We start from the raw sequence: 18,965 nt of genomic DNA on the forward strand, positions 1-18,965 counted from the left end.
TGAAAAAAGCGCCGCGGGATACGCGACGCTTTTGGTTTTCTACGCGTCTTGAGCGCGTAGTTTACTTTACTTGTCGAGCAGAATGCGAAGCATACGGCGCAGCGGTTCGGCGGCGCCCCACAGCAGCTGATCGCCGACAGTGAACGCCGACAGATATTCGCCACCCATCGCAAGCTTGCGCACGCGGCCGACCGGCACCGTCAGCGTACCCGTCACGACGGCCGGCGACAGATCGCGCATCGACGCTTCACGCGTGTTCGGCACGACCTTCACCCAATCGTTGGCCGACGCGAGGATGCTGTCGACTTCGTCGAGCGGCACATCCTTCGTCAGCTTGATCGTAAGCGCCTGCGAGTGGCAGCGCATCGCGCCAATCCGCACACACAGGCCATCGACCGGCACGCAACCGGGCGTACCCATCGCCGGCTTGCCAAGAATCTTGTTCGCTTCGGCGCCGCCCTTCCACTCTTCCTTCGACATGCCGTTGCCGAGATCCTTGTCGATCCACGGAATCAGCGAGCCTGCGAGCGGCACGCCGAAGTTGTCGATCGGCATGTTGTCGCCGTTCATGGCGGCGAGCACTTTGCGGTCGATGTCGAGAATCGCCGACGAGGGATTAGCCAGCTCTTCCTTGACCGAGCCGTGCAGCGTGCCCATCTGGGAGAGCAGCTCGCGCATGTTCTGCGCGCCCGCACCCGATGCGGCCTGATACGTCATCGCCGTGATCCAGTCGACGAGGTTTTCGCGGAACAAGCCGCCGAGCGCCATCAACATCAGGCTGACCGTGCAGTTGCCGCCGATGAAATTCTTCGTGCCCTTGACAAGCGCGTCCTTGATCACATCCAGGTTCACCGGATCGAGCACGATGACCGCATCGTCCTTCATGCGCAGCGACGAAGCCGCATCGATCCAGTAGCCGTTCCAGCCCGCCGCGCGCAGCTTCGGGAAGACTTCGTTCGTGTAGTCGCCGCCCTGGCAGGTGATGATGACGTCGCACTTCTTGAGGTCGTCGATGCTCGACGCGTCTTTGAGCTTGGTCTCGTTCTTCGCGAACGACGGCGCATTGCCGCCCGCGTTGCTGGTGCTGAAGAACACCGGTTCGATCAGATCGAAATCGCGTTCCTCTTGCATACGTTGCATCAGGACGCTGCCGACCATGCCGCGCCAACCTACGAGACCTACGTTCATGACTAACCCTTGGAGTGGACGCTTCCCCGCAACTTTGCCCGGCGTGACCGCGCGGGGAAGACGAGCGGGCACGACGGACGATCAGCTTTTCGTGATCGTTTTACGGGTAATCGATTTAATGACGGTAATGGCGAATGCGCTCGCACAGGCCGTTTCGCCGTGGAGTTTTGCAATCGAAGAGATTTTGGAAATCTGCGCCATCGCGACAATATACACGAAAACTTGGTTTGGGCGACTCGTCGCAAAACGTGACGTTTGCGTAAAGTCATGCCCTGTATAGCGTATTTCGCGCGAACGGACCGCTTTGTCAGGCGGTCCGTTCGCTGATTGATGCGCAGTCCTTCAGGCGTCTGACTACGCTTTAGGGACTGCAGGCCGGGCGCTCTGGCTTGGCGCCCCTAATACTTACAGCGCCGCGAGCACCGCGTCGCCCATCGCCGCCGTGCCGACCTGCTTGCAGCCCGGCGTCGCGATATCGCCGGTGCGGTAGCCCTGCTCCAGCACCTTCTTCACCGCGCTCTCGATACGATCGGCCTGCTCGGCGCGGTTCAGCGAATAGCGCAGCATCATCGCCGCCGACAGAATCGTCGCGAGCGGATTGGCCACGCCCTTGCCCGCGATGTCCGGCGCCGAGCCGTGCGACGGCTCGTACAAGCCCTTGTTGTTCGCATCGAGCGAAGCGGACGGCAGCATGCCGATCGAGCCCGTGAGCATCGCGGCCTCGTCCGACAGGATGTCGCCGAACATATTGCCCGTGACGATCACGTCGAACGCCTTCGGCGCCTTCACGAGCTGCATGGCCGCGTTGTCGACATACATGTGCGAGAGCTCGACGTCCGCGTATTCCTTCGACACGTCGATCATCACGTCACGCCAGAACTGCGACGTTTCGAGCACGTTCGCCTTATCGACCGACGTCAGCTTCTTGCCGCGCTTTTGCGCCGCCTGGAACGCGACGTGCGCGATGCGGCGCACTTCAGGCTCCGAATAGCGCATCGTGTCGAAGCCTTCCTTCGCGCCTTCGAACACACCGTCCGGCGATTGGCGGACGCCGCGCGGCTGGCCGAAGTAGATGTCGCCGTTCAGCTCGCGCACGATCAGGATGTCGAGGCCCGACACGATCTCAGCCTTCAGCGACGACGCATCCGTCAATTGCGGATAGCAGATCGCCGGGCGGAAATTCGCGAACAGCTGCAGATGCTTGCGCAGACCGAGAATCGCCTGCTCGGGACGCAGCGCGCGCTCGAGCGAATCGTACTTCCAGTCGCCGACCGCGCCGAACAGGATCGCGTCGGCTTCCTTCGCGAGCGCGAGCGTCGATTCCGGCAGCGGATGGCCCTTGGCCGCGTAACCCGCGCCGCCGACCGGCGCCTCTTCCATTTCGAACTTTTCGCCAAGGGCGTTGAGCACCTTGACCGCTTCGTTGACGATTTCCGGGCCGATGCCGTCGCCGGGCAGCACTGCGATCTTCATGTGCGTTTTCCTTTTGTCTGTAGTGAGTTCGTTGCGGCGAACGCGCCGGGCATCACGGGCCCGGCACATTCGTGGGCGCGGCACGGCGAGCCATGCGGCGCGCCGTGCGCTTGGATGACGTCAGCCGACGATCCGATGGTTGAGCCACGGCTGCTTTGCAAGCCGCTCGGCTTCGAACTCGCGGATTTTGTCCGCGTGACGCAGCGTGAGGCCGATATCGTCGAAACCGTTCAGCAGGCAGTACTTGCGGAACGCCGCGACTTCGAACGGATATTCACGGCCGTCCGGCGCGCGTACGACTTGCGCATCAAGATCGACGGTCAGCTGATAGCCGTTGAACGCGTAGGTTTCGTTGAACAGATGATCGACTTGCTGCTCGGTCAGCACGATCGGCAAGACGCCGTTCTTGAAGCAGTTGTTGTAGAAAATATCTGCGAAGCTAGGCGCGATCAGCGCGCGGAAGCCGTATTGCTGAAGCGCCCACGGCGCGTGTTCGCGCGAGCTGCCGCAGCCGAAGTTCTTGCGAGCGAGCAGCACCGATGCGCCCTGATAGCGCGGCTGATTCAGCACGAAGTCCGGGTTGAGCGGACGCTTCGAGTTGTCCTGGCCCGGCTCGCCGTGGTCCAGGTAGCGCCACTCGTCGAACGCGTTCGGACCGAAGCCCGTGCGCTTGATCGACTTCAGAAACTGCTTCGGGATGATCGCATCGGTATCGACGTTCTCGCGATCGAGGGGCGCAACAAGGCCCGTGTGCACAACGAATTTATCCATGATCTATCACTCGACTCGTATTGCCATCAACCCAACTTGCGGATATCGACGAAGTGGCCTTCGATCGCCGCCGCCGCGGCCATCGCCGGGCTCACCAAGTGCGTGCGGCCGCCAGCCCCCTGACGCCCTTCGAAATTGCGGTTCGACGTGGACGCGCAGCGCTCGCCCGGTTCGAGCCGGTCGGCGTTCATCGCGAGGCACATCGAGCAGCCCGGCTCGCGCCATTCGAAGCCGGCGTCCGTGAACACCTTGTCGAGCCCTTCGCGCTCGGCCTGCGCCTTCACGAGACCCGAACCCGGCACGACCATCGCCAGCCGGATGTTCGGCGCGACGCGGCGGCCCAGCTTCTTCACGACATAAGCGGCGGCGCGCAAGTCTTCGATGCGCGCGTTCGTGCACGAGCCGATGAAGATCTTGTCCGGCTTGATCGATTCGATCGGCAGATTCGGTTCGAGCGCCATGTATTGCAGCGCGCGCTCCATCGCGTCGCGCTTGACCGGGTCTTTTTCCTTCTCAGGATCCGGCACGCGGCTGTCGATCGACGTCACCATTTCCGGCGACGTGCCCCACGTGACTTGCGGCACGATCTCGGCGGCATTCAACTCGACCACGCGATCGAACGTCGCGCCGGGGTCGGTGGCGAACTGCTTCCAGTACGTGACTGCCTGATCCCACTCGACGCCCGTCGGCGTGAACGGACGGCCCTTCAGGTATTCGACGGTGGTGTCGTCGACAGCGACCATGCCTGCGCGCGCGCCGGCTTCGATCGCCATGTTGCAGACCGTCATGCGGCCTTCCATCGACAGCGCGCGGATCGTCGAGCCGCCGAATTCGATCGCGTAGCCCGTGCCGCCCGCGGTGCCGATCTTGCCGATGATCGCGAGCACGATGTCTTTTGCCGTGCAGCCGCGCGGCAGCTGGCCTTCGACCTTCACGAGCATGTTCTTGCTCTTCTTTTGCAAGAGCGTTTGCGTGGCGAGCACGTGCTCGACTTCCGAGGTGCCGATGCCATGCGCGAGCGCGCCGAACGCGCCATGCGTGGAGGTGTGCGAATCGCCGCAGACGATCGTCATGCCCGGCAGCGTCGCGCCCTGCTCCGGCCCGATGATGTGAACGATGCCCTGGCGCAGGTCGTTCATCTTGAACTGCGTGATGCCGTAGGAATCGCAGTTCGAATCGAGCGTATCGACTTGCAGCTTCGAGACGGGATCTGCGATGCCGTGGCTACGGTCGGTGGTGGGTACGTTGTGGTCCGACACCGCGAGGTTCGCGCTGATGCGCCACACCGGGCGCTCACTCAGCTTCAGACCTTCGAATGCCTGCGGGCTGGTGACTTCATGCAGCAGATGACGGTCGATGTAGAGCAGGGTCGTGCCGTCTTCTTCCGTGTGGACGACGTGCGAATTCCACAATTTGTCGTAGAGAGTCTGTGCCATGGTATGCGGGGTAGTAGTGACATCGGGCAATCCCGGTGCGGTCGATTATGCCACGCATAGTGCCCGTCCGGCACCATAGGATTCGCAAAAAAGCGATTAAAAACAGGGAGTTATGGTGGTAGTCGCGGTACCTGGATCGCGACTGCCAGGCAAACGGTGCGGCGCTTTTTAGTCGTTTGATTGCGCCTGGATTGGATACGGAGGCAGCTCCGTATCCAATCAGAAGTCCAACGGACTTACTCGTTATCGCCCTTCAGTTGCGGCAGCGCGGACGCCTCACCCGGCGTCAGCAAGCCCGCATTCGCGTAGATGCGCAGCTTGTCGCGCGTATCGCTGATGTCGAGGTTGCGCATCGTCAGCTGGCCGATGCGGTCGCTCGGCGAGAACGTCGAAGCGACCTTCTCCATCGACAGACGTTCCGGCTGATACGTCAGGTTCGGCGAAGTTGTGTTCAGGATCGAATAGTCGTTGCCGCGGCGCAGCTCGACGGTCACTTCGCCCGTCACCGCACGCGCCACCCAGCGTTGGGCCGTTTCGCGCAGCATGATCGCTTGCGAATCGAACCAGCGGCCCTGGTACAGCAGGCGGCCGAGGCGGCGGCCATTTTCGCGGTACTGCTCGATCGTGTCTTCGTTATGAATGCCGGTGACGAGGCGCTCATAGGCGATGTACAGCAACGCAAGACCCGGAGCCTCGTAGATGCCGCGGCTCTTCGCCTCGATGATGCGGTTCTCGATCTGGTCGCTCATGCCGAGGCCATGACGGCCGCCGATACGGTTCGCTTCCAGCAGCAGTTCGACTGGATCGGAAAACTCGACGCCGTTCAGCGCGACCGGTTGGCCCGCGTCGAAGCGGATCGTCACTTCCTCATGCTTGACCGGTACGTCTTCGCGCCAGAACGCGACGCCCATGATCGGTTGCACGATCTTGATGCCGCTGTTGAGGCTTTCGAGGTCCTTGGCTTCGTGCGTCGCGCCGAGCAGGTTCGAATCGGTCGAGTAAGCCTTTTCGGCCGACATCTTGTACGCGAAGCCCGAGCGGCGCATGAACTCCGACATTTCGGCGCGACCGCCCAGCTCGTCGATGAACGTCTGGTCGAGCCACGGCTTGTAGATTTTGAGGTCCGGGTTCACGAGCAGACCGTAGCGATAGAAGCGCTCGATGTCGTTGCCCTTGTAGGTGCTGCCGTCGCCCCAGATGTTGACGCCGTCTTCCTTCATCGCGGCGACGAGCATCGTGCCCGTGACTGCGCGGCCGATCGGCGTCGTGTTGAAGTACGTGACGCCGGCAGTGGAGATGTGGAACGCGCCGCTTTGCAGCGCCGCAATGCCCTCCGCCACCAGTTGCGCGCGGCAATCGATCAGGCGTGCGCCTTCCGCGCCGTACTCGAGCGCGCGCTTGGGAATCGAATCGTAGTCATCCTCGTCCGGCTGCCCGAGATTCGCGGTGTAGGCGTACGGGACGGCCCCTTTGAGTTTCATCCAGTGCAGCGCCGCACTGGTGTCGAGGCCGCCGGAGAACGCGATACCGACCTTTTGACCGGCCGGAAGATTCGGAAGAATGGTGCTCATGAGGAAAACCGTTTAATGGAGGTCAGGAGAAAGTTCGCGTTGAAGTATTCAACACGACCCGGTATCGAGGCAAGCCCTCATGGAGCCGGGCACGCCCTTTCGGCAGCGAGCGCACCCTGAGTGACATACCGGAACTCCCGCCATTTTAACAACCTGGTGAAGCAAGCCCTATTTGTTCCCGGCCGAGCGTGCTCAAGTCTCTCTCTTGCGCGCGTCCCATGAAGTCCGTCTCGAAGTGATCGGCGGGAAAATCGGGAGGGCTCTCGCCGCGCAGAAAGCTCGGCAACTGGCGCTTCAGGTAGGCCTCGTTCTTCGCGCACCACGGCGCCGACGCGATGTACATCACGTTGCTGTAGCCGCTGCCGCGGTGCGCGTCCTCAACCGAATGCACGACGTCGCTATGCCAGAACACGGCGTCGCCCGGCTCCATATGCGGAATCGGCGTGACCGCGTCGAGCAGCAAGCCGTGCCATTCCGGACGGATCGACAGCGCACGCGCGGGCTGCGCGCCGCACAGCTCGTCCTCGGGCACGTCGTCTTGCAGCGCCCGCAACACCACGTAGGCCATCGCGTTCGCCATCGGCACGAGCTGCAGCGTGCCGTCGCCGGGCCCCTGCGGCGTCAGCGCGGTCCAGCCCTGGAACGTGCGGAACATCGAGCACACGGCCGGCGACGGAATCTCTTCGACATCGGGACGGTATGCGGCATCGAACGGATCGTACTCGCGCCAGTTTCCCGACAGCACGTGCCGGTAGACGCGCCGGAAGTTCGGGTCGAGCCAGCGCTCGATCGAGCCGCCGTCGACGTGCGGCGACAGCCCGAGCGTGGCGGAACCGGGCGGACGACGGCGAATACGGTCGGCATAGACCGGCACGCGATCGGGGTCGAAGTGGCGCCGACCTTCGCTCTGCGCACGCCACAAGCGGTTCAGGAACACGCGCGTATGCGTCAGCTCGACCGACTGGCGCGCGGCGACTTGCGGCTTCGACCAGTACACGCCATAGATCTGCGGCTTGCTCGAAGCGAGCGTTCCGAAATACTGATCTTCGGCGCGATTGGCGAGCCGGTCGTCGAATCGATTCGATGCCAGGTAATCGGCGATTTCGTCGTTCCAGTCCGCCGCTTGCAGACGGTCGAACACGCCGCGCACGACGCACGCACCGCGCGTGCGGATCTGCTCGATCTTGCGCGGATCGACGTCACCCGCCGCCATCGCGGCGTAGTCCAGAACGGGAATCACGTCGACGCCGCGCGCGCGATCGCTGCGGATCGCTTCGACCTGCGCCGCGACTGCGCCTTCGACCTCGCGAAACACGCGCGCGTAGCTCGGCAAATCGCCGCGCAGTTGCTGCTTGACCTCGCGAATGGCGCGGGGGATATCGTCGATGATGAGTGGCATGGATGTCTCCTCTGTCGAATGGTGTATCGACAGCGTAGGCTGACGCAGCCATCGACAGAGATACGATTCAGCCAACGATCGATAGAATTCAGACAGCGAGTGCACTCACTTCACACCTTCTTCTGCCACCCGACAAGTCAGCTAAATGAAGCCTCAGTTCGAACGCGTCACGCTTGCAGAAGGCTGCTCGGTGCGCGTCTACCACCGGAAGATCAAGCGCATCCCGTTCGAGTGGCACCATCACCCGGAATACGAGTTGACGCTGACGATGAACAGCCGCGGCCGGCGCTTCATCGGCGACCATATCGCCGACTATGCGGCCGACGACCTCGTCCTGGTACCGCCCGATCTGCCGCATACGTGGTCGTCGACGGAAAGCATCGACAGCCGCGAGCCGCAAATTGCCGTCGTCGTCTGGTTCAGCGGGGATTGGGCACGCCGCGTCGCTGACTGCTGTCCGGAGTTCGCGTCACTGCGCAAGCTGCTGCGGCGCGGCGCGCCCGGGCTGCAATTCGACGCCACCGCGGCCGCTCAAATGCGCGCGCGGCTTCCTGACCTGCTGCACGCATCGCCGCGCGTGCGCCTCTTTGCCGTACTCGACGCGCTCGCCGAACTCGCGGAAGCCGGAGCGACCCCGCTCGCGACGCCATCCGCGCACGCCGCCGGACGCAAGGACACACGCGCCGCACAGGTGCCTGCCGACGCAAAAGGCCAACGCCAGCATCGGAACGATGCCGACAGCGCGGCAAGGCGCGGTGACGACGCGACAACGGAAACGGCCATCCGGTCCGAAGCCGAACGTCTGAACCGGGTGTTCGACCTGCTCGACCGGCGCTTTCACGAGCCGCTGCGCATCGCCGAACTGTGCGCGGCCGCCAGCATGTCCGAACGGACATTGCATCGTCATTTCTTGCGGCATACCGGGGAAAGCGTCGGCCGCTATCTGATCCGCCTGCGCATCAGCTACGCGGCGCGGCAACTCACCGACACCGAATGGCCGATCTCGCTGATCGCAACGAAGTCGGGCTACCCGTCTCTCGCGAATTTCAATCGGCAGTTTCTTGCGGCGCGCGGGATGACTCCGCGCGACTATCGCCATTTCTTCGAGACGCATGGACGCGCCCCTGATGCCGCCGAGCAGCCACAGATGCTCGATGTGAGGCCGCCGTCGCTGGAGCGGCGCAGTGCAAGGCGTCGTCCGAGCTAGCGCTGCTGAGCGCGGCCATTAGCGGAGCGCTCCACGCAGCACTTAAAAGCAAAACACCCCAACGGCTCTCGCCATTGGGGTGTTTTCATAGGCCCTGCGTCCTAGCCGAGCTTCGCGCGAGCGCCCGACTCAATCGTGCGCTCGTCGCTCGCTCAGCAGCACATCAACGCTGTGCCAGCGGCTTCGCCGTGCGCGCCGTTTCGCCGATGAACAACTGACGCGGACGGCCGATCTTCTGCTCGGCTTCCGAGATCATTTCGTTCCACTGTGCGATCCAGCCCACCGTGCGCGCCATCGCGAAGATGCAGGTGAACATCGAGGTCGGGATGCCCAGCGCGCGCTGCACGATACCCGAGTAGAAGTCGACGTTCGGGTACAGCTTGCGCGACACGAAGTATTCGTCTTCGAGCGCGATCTTTTCGAGCTGCATCGCGAGCTTGAACAGCGGATCGTCGTGCAGGCCCAGTTCTTCGAGCACTTCGTGGCACGTTTCGCGCATCAGCTTCGCGCGCGGATCGTAGTTCTTGTACACGCGGTGACCGAAGCCCATCAGCTTCACACCCGAATTCTTGTCCTTCACTTGCTTGATGAATTCGGGGATGTTGTCGACCGAGCCGATCTCTTCGAGCATGTTCAGCGCGGCTTCGTTTGCGCCGCCGTGCGCCGGGCCCCACAGACACGCGATACCAGCCGCGATACACGCGAACGGGTTCGCGCCCGACGAGCCAGCCAAGCGAACCGTCGAGGTCGACGCGTTCTGCTCGTGGTCGGCGTGCAGGATCAGGATACGGTCGAGCGCGCGCACGAGCACGTCGTTGACCTTGTACTCTTCGCACGGGTTCGAGAACATCATGTGCATGAAGTTCGCGCTGTACGACAGTTCGTTCTTCGGATAGACGAACGGCTGGCCGATGCTGTACTTGTACGCCATCGCCACGAGCGTCGGCAGCTTCGCGATCATGCGGATCGCCGAGATATCGCGGTGACGCGGGTTATTGATGTCGAGCGAGTCGTGATAGAACGCCGACAGCGCGCCGACCGATGCGACGAGAATCGCCATCGGATGCGAATCGCGACGGAAGCCGCGGAAGAAGAACTGCATCTGCTCGTGAACCATCGTGTGCTTCGTGACGGTTTCCACGAACTCCTTCTTCTGTGCGGCGTTCGGCAGCTCGCCATTCAGAAGCAGGTAGCAAGTCTCGAGGAAGTCGGCGTTTTGCGCGAGGTTGTCGATCGGATAGCCGCGGTAAAGCAGCTCGCCCTTGTCGCCGTCAATGTAAGTGATCGCCGAGTTGCACGACGCCGTCGACATAAAGCCCGGGTCGTACGTGAACTTGCCGGTTTGGCCGTAGAGCTTGCGGATGTCGATCACATCCGGGCCCATCGTGCCCTTGTAGATCGGCATTTCGACGCTGGGCGAATTATCGCTGAACGATAGCGTGGCTTTAACTTCTGACGGGGTCATAGCATCCTCAATCGAAGGTTTTATTACGGGTTTTCGATAAATTGCACGCGGCGCCGCTAACAGACGGCGCTCAAACAGCGCGCAACAGCCCCAAGATCCGGCTTACATCCGGTCCGGCAAGGTCGCCATCCGGTTCCTTGCGCGAGAGAAGCAAGTCCATCAGGTCGTTATCGCTCAGCTCGAGCAGGCGCGTGAGCGCGCCTACGTCGTCGTCGCTGAGATCATGCTCATATCGGCTGAAGAAACGCTCGAAGATGAGATCGTTTTCCAGCAGCCCGCGCCGGGCGCGCCAGCGAAGGCGCGCCCGGCGAAGCGGGTCGGATTGATGCGAAGTACTGTCCATCTCAGACCGCGCGGCGCACCATCAATTCCTTGATTTTGCCGATCGCCTTCGTCGGGTTCAGGCCCTTCGGGCACACGTCGACGCAGTTCATGATCGTATGGCAACGGAACAGACGGTACGGATCTTCAAGGTTGTCGAGACGCTCGCCGGTCGCCTCGTCGCGGCTGTCCGCGATGAAGCGATAAGCTTGCAGCAAGCCGGCGGGACCGACGAACTTGTCCGGGTTCCACCAGAAGCTCGGGCACGACGTGGAGCAGCTAGCGCACAGAATACACTCGTACAGACCATCCAGCTCGTCACGCTCTTCCGGCGACTGCAGGCGCTCTTTCTCGGGCGGCGGCGTGTCGTTGATCAGGTACGGCTTGATCGAGTGGTACTGGTTGAAGAACTGCGTGAAGTCGCAAATGAGGTCGCGCACGACGGGCAGACCCGGCAGCGGACGCAGCACGATCTTCTGCGGCAAGTCGTTCAGGTTCGTCAGGCACGCGAGGCCGTTCTTGCCGTTGATGTTCATCGCGTCCGAACCGCACACGCCTTCGCGGCACGAGCGGCGGAACGACAACGTTTCGTCGAGCGCCTTCAGCTTGACCAGCGCGTCGAGAAGCATGCGCTCGTGCGAATCGATTTCGATTTCGTACGTCTGCATGCGCGGGGCCGCATCCTTGTCCGGATCGTAGCGGTAGATTTCAAAAATACGTTTTGCCATTTCAGAGTCCTTTATTTGGCTCTCTAGGATTCCGCCGGGCCGGCTCTTTCTAGCGAGCTCCGGCGTCAAGCATCAGGTACGAGGAAAGCGCTTAGAACGTACGCGGCTTCGGCGGCACCGATTCGACTGTCAGCGGCTTCATGTGCACCGGCTTGTAGTCGAGGCGATCGCCCTCGCTGAACCACAGCGTGTGGCGCAGCCAGTTTTCGTCGTCGCGATGCTCGTAGTCGTTGTGCGCGTGGGCGCCGCGGCTTTCCTTGCGGGCTTCCGCCGACACCATCGTCGCGCGCGCCACTTCGATCAGGTTCGCCAGCTCGAGCGCTTCGACGCGCGCGGTGTTGAACACCTTCGACTTGTCCTTCAGATGCACGTGATCGACGCGCTCCTTGAGCTCGTTGATCTTCTCGACGCCTTCGGCGAGCAGCTGCGAGTTGCGGAACACGCCGGCATGCGCCTGCATGTTCGTGCGGATGTCGTTGGCGATCGCTTGCGTGTACTCGCCCGAGCTCGACTTCTCGAGCTTGTCGAGGCGCGACAGCGCGAAATCGGCGGCATCGGCCGGCAGCGGCTTGTGCTCCTTGATTTCCTTGACGTGCTTGATGATGTGGTTGCCGGCCGCGCGGCCGAACACCACCAAATCGAGCAGCGAGTTCGTGCCGAGGCGGTTCGCGCCGTGCACCGACACGCACGAGCACTCGCCGACCGCGTAGAAGCCGTTGACCGGATCTTCGTGACCCTTCGACGTGCCCACGACCTGGCCATTGATGTTCGTCGGAATTCCACCCATCTGATAGTGGATGGTCGGCACGACCGGGATCGGCTCTTTGATCGGATCGACGTTCGCGAAGCGCATCGCGATTTCGCGGATCGACGGGAGACGCTTCATGATCGTCTCGGCGCCGATGTGCGACAGGTCGAGCAGCACGTGATCCTTGTTCGGACCCACGCCGCGGCCTTCCTTGATTTCCTGGTCCATCGAGCGCGAGACGAAGTCGCGCGGCGCCAGATCCTTCAGCGTCGGCGCGTAACGCTCCATGAAGCGCTCGCCGTCCGAGTTGCGCAGAATGCCGCCTTCGCCGCGCACGCCTTCGGTGATCAGCACGCCCGCGCCGGCCACGCCGGTCGGGTGGAACTGCCAGAACTCCATGTCTTGCAGCGCGATGCCCGAGCGCGCCGCCATGCCGAGGCCGTCGCCCGTGTTGATGAACGCGTTGGTCGACGCCGCGAAGATCCGGCCCGCGCCGCCCGTGGCGAATAGCGTGGTCTTGCCTTCGAGGATGTAGACGTCGCCCGTTTCCATTTCGAGCGCGGTCACGCCAAGCACGTCGCCATCGGCGTCGCGGATCAGATCCAGCGCCATCCATTCGACGAAGAACTGCGTCTTCGCCGCGACGTTCTGCTGATACAGCGTGTGCAGCAGCGCGTGACCCGTACGGTCAGCCGCCGCGCACGCGCGCTGCACGGGCTTTTCGCCGTAGTTCGCGGTGTGGCCGCCGAACGGGCGCTGATAGATCGTGCCGTCCGCATTGCGGTCAAACGGCATGCCCATGTGCTCCAGTTCGTAGACCGCGTGCGGCGCTTCACGGCACATGAACTCGATCGCGTCCTGGTCGCCGAGCCAGTCGGAGCCCTTGATCGTGTCGTAGAAGTGGTAGTGCCAGTTGTCTTCGCTCATGTTGCCGAGCGAAGCGCCGATGCCGCCTTGCGCGGCGACCGTGTGCGAGCGCGTCGGGAACACTTTGGACAGCACGCAGACCGACAGGCCGGCGCGCGCCAATTGCAGCGAAGCGCGCATCCCCGAGCCGCCCGCGCCGACGATGACCACGTCGAAGCGGCGACGCGGCAGAGAATTCTTGATTGCAGCCATTCTTTTACACTCTCCAGAGAATCTGCGCAGCGTAGCCCGCACACGCGAGCAGCCAGACGATCGTCAGCGCTTGAAGGACCAGACGCACACCGACGGGCTTCACATAGTCCATCCAAATGTCGCGAATACCGACCCACGCGTGATAGAAGAGCGAGAGCAGCGTGACGAACGTGGCGAGCTTCATCCATTGCGTGGCGAAGATCGACGCCCAGCCGTCATACGAAAAGTCTTGCGCGCCAAAAAACCAGACGAGCAGGATGACGGTGTAGATCGCCATGATCGTGGCGGTGACGCGTTGCGCGAGCCAGTCGCGCAGACCATAGTGCGCGCCGACGACCAGGCGCTTCGAGCCGATTCGGTTATTGGCTGACATGTTTTAGAAAGCTCCGAACAGTTTGAGCGCGAAGGCGATGGTGAGGATCGACGACACGACGAGGACGACGACCGAGGTCGACTTGCCCTTTTCCTTCGACACGGCGTTGTGGTTCGTGTCCATCACAAGGTGACGGATGCCGGCGCAGAAGTGGAAGAGGAAGGCCCACGCGAGAACCAGCGTGATGAGCTTGACGATGACGTTGGAGAGGAAGCCCTTGAAGACTTCGAAGCTGAGCTCGGAAGTGAGGCTTTGATCGAAGAGGTAAAGCAGGAACGGAAGGAATATGAAGAGCAACGCACCGCTGACGCGATGCAAGATCGACACGCGCCCCGCTAGCGGGAGACGATATGCCGTCAATATTTGACCGATACCAATGTTCCGGTACTCCGGCCTTGGTTTTTTTACGGCTTCTGCCATGCTAGACCCCTACTATGTTGTCACACTAATCCGCGATTTTAGCGCCTTTTTATATCGCAACGCAGCGAAAACCTACTCCGAAGTTTTGCACCACGCGCAACAATGACGCCCCGAGACCCGCCTCCACCAAGGCTCTGCGGGCTCCGCTCAACTCAAGTCGTTCTGATAGTAATACCCGGTTGTGACATACCAACCGCGACGCACTTCGACGGGCCGGTCTCCGTATGTATAGGACACCCGCTCGACAGAGAGCAAAGGAAATCCTGCGGGCACCCTGAGTTGGTCGGCTACCGCCGGCTCGGCCGCCACCGCGCGGATCTTCTCCGAGGCCCGGATCATCCGTGTGCCGAACTCCGTCTCGAACATCGCGTACAGGGGGCCTTTATACTCGCTTAAGCGCTCGAGCGTGAGTCCACGGAACACGCCGCCCGGCAGCCAGATCTCGTCTAGCACCGTGGTTTCGCCATCGAATTGCAGGAGGCGCTTGATAAGAACCACGGGATCGGCGGGCTTCAAGTCGAGCTGGCGCGCGATCTCGGCCGGCGCGCGCAGGCGCCGGCATTCGAGCAGCTTGCTGATGTGGGGATGTTCGGCGCCGTCGTCGGCCAAGAGGCGGAGGAAACGGAATTGAGCGCGGTCTTCGTTGTGCGTCGCAACAAACGTGCCTTTGCCCTGGCGGCGCACGAGCAGGTTGTCGGCGGCGAGTTCGTCGATCGCCTTCCTCACCGTGCCCTGGCTCACCTTATAGCGGGCCGCCAGTTCGACCTCGCTCGGAATGATCTCACCGGGCTTCCATTCGCCCGATTCAAGGCTCTGGGTGATGAGCCCTTTGATTTGCTGATAGAGCGGACTGAACGTCGGCGAGCCCGCGCCACCCGCGCCCGCGCCGTCGCCAGCCCCGCCAGGGGCCGCCGCGCCGGAGCCGGCCGCGCCGTTCGGATTCGCTGTGTTCGCCGGGTTCGCATTCATGCGCGCATTTCATCACAAACGCCCATTTCGCGTCCAGGCTTTTCCCTGCAATAGATATGTCTTATATAAGACATAAGATACTGTTGACTTTGCGTTGCCCCCCTCCTACACTCCAACGCGAGCCAGGGTTTGCGGGTCGTGCGAAGCGCTTCCCGCCAGCCGCGAAACGTTTGAGCATGAGTCTTGCGATTCGCGCGCTGCTGCAGTCGCCGGCGCCATCGAGCGCTCCGGCAGGCGTCGTTACCGCCTTCGAACATCCCCATTCCCCGCTTCGCCGCTCCCTTCGCGGCACCGGTTATCCGGCATGGCGGCGTTGCCGCAGCGTCAAGCCCGGCGCGGTTCTCGGGCCCATCGCGCAGCTTCGTTGCTCCATGCTTCATTCACGCTTCGCGTAACGCGCATAGAATGGCGTTTTCCCTAGCGTCCAACGCATCGTCCTGGAGATTTCTCAATGGCTAAGCCCGCAAAGCGTGTTGCCGTCACCGGCGCCGCAGGTCAAATCGGTTACTCGCTGCTGTTCCGTATCGCCAATGGCGATCTGCTCGGCAAAGACCAGCCGGTCATCCTGCAACTGCTCGACCTGCCGCAAGCGCAGGCCGCCGTGAAAGGCGTCGTGATGGAACTGGAAGACTGCGCGTTCCCGCTGCTCGCGGGCGTGGTGGTCACCGACGACCCGAAAGTCGCCTTCAAGGATGTCGACGTCGCCCTGCTGGTTGGCGCGCGTCCGCGTTCGAAGGGCATGGAGCGCAAGGACCTGCTGTCGGCCAACGCCGAGATCTTCACGGTGCAAGGCAAGGCGCTCAATGAAGTGGCAAGCCGCGACGTGAAGGTGCTGGTGGTCGGCAACCCGGCCAACACGAACGCCTACATCGCAATGAAGTCGGCGCCGGATCTGCCGAAGAAGAACTTCACCGCCATGCTGCGCCTCGACCACAACCGCGCGCTGTCGCAACTGGCCGCCAAGTCGGGCAAGGCCGTCGCGTCGATCGAAAAGCTCGCCGTGTGGGGCAACCACTCGCCGACGATGTACCCCGACTTCCGCTTCGCGACCGTCGAAGGCCAATCGCTCACGAAGCTGATCAACGACGACGAATGGAACCGCAACACCTTCATCCCGACCGTCGGCAAGCGCGGCGCGGCGATCATCGAAGCGCGCGGCCTGTCGTCGGCGGCTTCCGCTGCGAACGCGGCGATCGACCACGTGCGTGACTGGGTGCTCGGCACGAACGGCAAGTGGGTGACGATGGGCATCCCGTCGGACGGCTCGTACGGCATCCCCGAAGACATCGTCTACGGCGTGCCGGTCGTCTGCGAAAACGGCGAGTACAAGCGCATCGAAGGTCTGGAAATCGACGCCTTCTCGCGTGAAAAGATGGATGGCACGCTCGCCGAACTGCTCGAAGAGCGCGACGGCGTTCAGCACCTGCTCGGCTAAAAGGCCGATGCGCGCCGGAAACCGTTGCTGTTCGACGCGTTTCCGGCACTTGTCTGCGAAGGCAGGCGCCGAAGGTCCGCTCAACTGCGAGTCGAGCGGACCCGCGAACGCCGGTCTTCGCACCTGATTCGAGCGCGTTTTGCAGCGCGTGTTGCAGCGAACAACGGCGCAGTCCCGCCGTTTTCATCGTCGGCCGCTGCTCATCGCCGATGACGCCGGCAGCCGGTATTCCGCAAGCGACGATCCAGCGCGACAGAACTCGCCCGAATCAGGTTTTCTTCCCGACGACCCACGCTCCTGACGCCGAAGATGCGCGCACTCCTCCCTGCCGTTGTGCTGTTTGACGGCGAAGCGCCACCCGCCATCCTGCCTGCCTGCGACCATTACGCGGGCAGCGAGAAGCTGATGCTCAAATCGCTGGCGCTGCAGGCACAGCTTGGGCCGGTATTCGACGTCACGCTCGATTGCGAGGACGGCGCCGAAGTGGGCCGCGAGGCCGAGCACGCGGAGCTGGTCGCGTCGCTCGTCGGCGGCGAGCACGATCCATTCGGCCGCGTCGGCGTGCGCATCCACGATTTCGATCACCCGCACTGGCGCGACGACGTCCGCCTGATCCTGCGCGGCGCGGCGCGCGCGCCCGCCTACATCACGCTGCCGAAAGTCCGCAACGCGGGCGACGCCGCCGAAATGTGCGCGTTCATCGAAGCCACGCGGCGTGAACTCGGGATCGCGAAGCCGATCCCCGTCCAAGTGCTGATCGAGACGCATGGCGCGCTCGCGCAAGCCTTCGCGCTCGCGGCGCTGCCCGCTGTCGAGGCGCTCTCCTTCGGGCTGATGGACTTCGTCTCCGCTCATAACGGCGCGATCCCCGATTCGGCGATGCGCTCGCCCGGCCAGTTCGACCACCCGCTCGTGCGCCGCGCGAAGCTCGAGATCGCCGCCGCGTGTCACGCGCACGGCAAGGTGCCGTCGCACAACGTGAGCACCGAGGTGCGCGACATGAGCGTCGTCGCGAACGACGCCGAGCGCGCTCGCAACGAGTTCGCTTACACGCGGATGTGGAGCATCCACCCGGCGCAGATTCCCGTCATCGTGGCCGCGTTCGCGCCGCGCGACGAAGAGATCGCGACCGCCGCCGAGATCCTGCTCGCGGCGCAAGCGGCGCAGTGGGGCCCGACGCGCCACGGCGACACGCTGCACGACCGCGCAAGCTACCGGTACTACTGGTCGGTGCTGCGGCGCGCGCGGGCCACGGGCCGGCCGCTGCCGCAGGAAACCGCGCCGCTCTTCGGCCCCGACGACACCACGAAGGAGACAGGACAATGACGAACCCCTCGGCGAACCCATCCGCAGGCGCGGCGTTCCGCGCCGCAGTCGCCGCTGAAAAGCCGCTGCAAGTCGTCGGCGCGATCAATGCGAACCACGCGCTGCTCGCCAAGCACGCGGGCTTCAAGGCGATCTATCTCTCCGGTGGAGGCGTCGCGGCCGGCTCGCTCGGGCTGCCCGATCTCGGCATCTCCACGCTCGACGACGTGCTGACCGACGTGCGCCGCATCACCAACGTCTGCGACTTGCCGCTGCTGGTCGACGTCGATACCGGTTTCGGTCCGTCCGCGTTCAATATCGCGCGCACGGTCAAGGAGTTGACGAAGGCCGGCGCGGGCGCGATGCATATCGAAGACCAAGTCGGCGCGAAGCGCTGCGGACACCGCCCGGGCAAAGCGATCGTCTCGCAGGACGAGATGGTCGATCGCATCAAGGCCGCCGTCGACGCGCGCACCGATCCGAACTTCGTCATCATGGCGCGCACCGACGCGCTCGCGGTCGAGGGCCTGCAAGCCGCGATCGATCGCGCTAGCGCCTGCGTCGAAGCGGGCGCGGACATGATCTTCCCCGAAGCGATGACCGAGCTCGGCATGTATCGCCAGTTCGCGCAGGCCGTGAAGGTGCCTATCCTGGCGAACATCACGGAGTTCGGCGCGACGCCGCTCTTTACGGTCGAGGAATTGCGCGGCGCGGACGTCTCGCTCGTGCTTTACCCGCTCTCCGCATTTCGTGCGATGAATAAGGCCGCCGAAAACGTTTACGGCGCGATTCGCCGCGACGGCACGCAAAAGGCTGTGCTCGACACGATGCAAACGCGCGACGAGCTGTATCAGAGCATCGGTTACTACGCCTACGAGCAGAAGCTCGACACGCTGTTCAACAAAGACAAGGCGTAAGAGCGAGATAACCGCGCAAGGAGAACGAGACACAATGAGCGAGACGACTACGCAAACCAACGGCGCGGCAGGCACGCCCGGCTTCAAGCCGAAGAAATCGGTGGCGCTTTCGGGCGTGAC

General features: G+C 63.1%; 17 protein-coding genes. 4 read left to right on the forward strand and 13 right to left on the reverse strand.

Annotated elements, in window-relative coordinates:
- Positions 1 to 66: 66 nt before the first annotated feature.
- The 6 genes from asd to AAHK20_RS19685 all read right to left on the reverse strand — a co-directional run bounded on the left by asd (position 67) and on the right by AAHK20_RS19685 (position 7,838).
- Positions 67 to 1,188 carry an aspartate-semialdehyde dehydrogenase gene (gene asd / locus AAHK20_RS19660; protein ID WP_449183175.1) on the reverse strand — a complete coding sequence of 374 codons (1,122 nt, stop codon included), beginning with the start codon at positions 1,186 to 1,188 and terminating at the stop codon, positions 67 to 69.
- 405 nt (positions 1,189 to 1,593) lie between these two features.
- Positions 1,594 to 2,661 (reverse strand): 3-isopropylmalate dehydrogenase, encoded by a 1,068-nt coding sequence (gene leuB / locus AAHK20_RS19665; RefSeq protein ID WP_449183176.1) that lies wholly within the window; start codon positions 2,659 to 2,661, stop codon positions 1,594 to 1,596.
- Positions 2,662 to 2,781: 120 nt separating this feature from the next.
- Positions 2,782 to 3,432 carry a 3-isopropylmalate dehydratase small subunit gene (leuD, locus tag AAHK20_RS19670; RefSeq protein ID WP_449183177.1) on the reverse strand — a complete coding sequence of 217 codons (651 nt, stop codon included), beginning with the start codon at positions 3,430 to 3,432 and terminating at the stop codon, positions 2,782 to 2,784.
- A gap of 26 nt (positions 3,433 to 3,458) precedes the next feature.
- The gene (leuC, locus tag AAHK20_RS19675) at positions 3,459 to 4,868 is read right to left on the reverse strand and encodes a 3-isopropylmalate dehydratase large subunit (RefSeq protein ID WP_449183178.1); all 1,410 of its coding nucleotides are present in this window, start codon (positions 4,866 to 4,868) and stop codon (positions 3,459 to 3,461) included.
- Positions 4,869 to 5,104: 236 nt separating this feature from the next.
- Entirely contained in the window at positions 5,105 to 6,439 is a 1,335-nt protein-coding gene (argG, locus tag AAHK20_RS19680) for an argininosuccinate synthase (protein ID WP_449183179.1), read from the reverse strand.
- Positions 6,440 to 6,584: 145 nt separating this feature from the next.
- On the reverse strand, positions 6,585 to 7,838 hold the full coding sequence (locus AAHK20_RS19685; RefSeq protein ID WP_449183180.1) for a DUF1479 domain-containing protein: 1,254 nt from the start codon (positions 7,836 to 7,838) through the stop codon (positions 6,585 to 6,587).
- Between the two features lie 145 nt (positions 7,839 to 7,983).
- Between AAHK20_RS19685 and AAHK20_RS19690 the strand changes: the two genes are divergently transcribed.
- Positions 7,984 to 9,045: a helix-turn-helix domain-containing protein gene (locus tag AAHK20_RS19690; RefSeq protein WP_449183181.1), complete on the forward strand. Its 1,062-nt coding sequence runs from the start codon at positions 7,984 to 7,986 to the stop codon at positions 9,043 to 9,045.
- 163 nt (positions 9,046 to 9,208) lie between these two features.
- On the opposite strand, the gene gltA is transcribed toward AAHK20_RS19690, so the two are convergent.
- The 7 genes from gltA to AAHK20_RS19725 form a co-directional block, all read right to left on the reverse strand.
- Positions 9,209 to 10,510 carry a citrate synthase gene (gene gltA, locus AAHK20_RS19695; RefSeq protein ID WP_449183182.1) on the reverse strand — a complete coding sequence of 434 codons (1,302 nt, stop codon included), beginning with the start codon at positions 10,508 to 10,510 and terminating at the stop codon, positions 9,209 to 9,211.
- Between the two features lie 70 nt (positions 10,511 to 10,580).
- Positions 10,581 to 10,853, reverse strand: a complete 273-nt coding sequence (locus tag AAHK20_RS19700; RefSeq protein ID WP_449183183.1) for an FAD assembly factor SdhE — start codon at positions 10,851 to 10,853, stop codon at positions 10,581 to 10,583.
- Between the two features lies 1 nt (position 10,854).
- Positions 10,855 to 11,559, reverse strand: a complete 705-nt coding sequence (locus AAHK20_RS19705; protein WP_136891923.1) for a succinate dehydrogenase iron-sulfur subunit — start codon at positions 11,557 to 11,559, stop codon at positions 10,855 to 10,857.
- A gap of 91 nt (positions 11,560 to 11,650) precedes the next feature.
- Positions 11,651 to 13,426, reverse strand: a complete 1,776-nt coding sequence (gene sdhA / locus AAHK20_RS19710; RefSeq protein WP_449183184.1) for a succinate dehydrogenase flavoprotein subunit — start codon at positions 13,424 to 13,426, stop codon at positions 11,651 to 11,653.
- Positions 13,427 to 13,430: 4 nt separating this feature from the next.
- The gene (sdhD, locus tag AAHK20_RS19715; protein ID WP_449183185.1) at positions 13,431 to 13,799 is read right to left on the reverse strand and encodes a succinate dehydrogenase, hydrophobic membrane anchor protein; all 369 of its coding nucleotides are present in this window, start codon (positions 13,797 to 13,799) and stop codon (positions 13,431 to 13,433) included.
- Positions 13,800 to 13,802: 3 nt separating this feature from the next.
- The gene (gene sdhC / locus AAHK20_RS19720) at positions 13,803 to 14,219 is read right to left on the reverse strand and encodes a succinate dehydrogenase, cytochrome b556 subunit (protein WP_449183186.1); all 417 of its coding nucleotides are present in this window, start codon (positions 14,217 to 14,219) and stop codon (positions 13,803 to 13,805) included.
- 147 nt (positions 14,220 to 14,366) lie between these two features.
- Entirely contained in the window at positions 14,367 to 15,188 is an 822-nt protein-coding gene (locus AAHK20_RS19725; protein ID WP_449183187.1) for a GntR family transcriptional regulator, read from the reverse strand.
- A gap of 451 nt (positions 15,189 to 15,639) precedes the next feature.
- Here AAHK20_RS19725 and AAHK20_RS19730 point away from each other — a divergent pair, with 451 nt between their 5' ends.
- From AAHK20_RS19730 to prpB, 3 genes are all read left to right on the forward strand, one after another.
- The gene (locus AAHK20_RS19730) at positions 15,640 to 16,623 is read left to right on the forward strand and encodes a malate dehydrogenase (RefSeq protein WP_449183188.1); all 984 of its coding nucleotides are present in this window, start codon (positions 15,640 to 15,642) and stop codon (positions 16,621 to 16,623) included.
- Positions 16,624 to 16,932: 309 nt separating this feature from the next.
- A complete protein-coding gene (locus tag AAHK20_RS19735; RefSeq protein WP_449183189.1) occupies positions 16,933 to 17,949 on the forward strand; it encodes an HpcH/HpaI aldolase/citrate lyase family protein in 1,017 nt (338 codons plus the stop codon).
- The gene (prpB, locus tag AAHK20_RS19740) at positions 17,946 to 18,845 is read left to right on the forward strand and encodes a methylisocitrate lyase (RefSeq protein ID WP_449183190.1); all 900 of its coding nucleotides are present in this window, start codon (positions 17,946 to 17,948) and stop codon (positions 18,843 to 18,845) included. Before AAHK20_RS19735 ends, prpB begins: the two co-directional genes overlap by 4 nt.
- The last annotated feature ends 120 nt before the right edge of the window (positions 18,846 to 18,965 follow it).

It is taken from the genome of Trinickia camelliae (assembly GCF_053525655.1).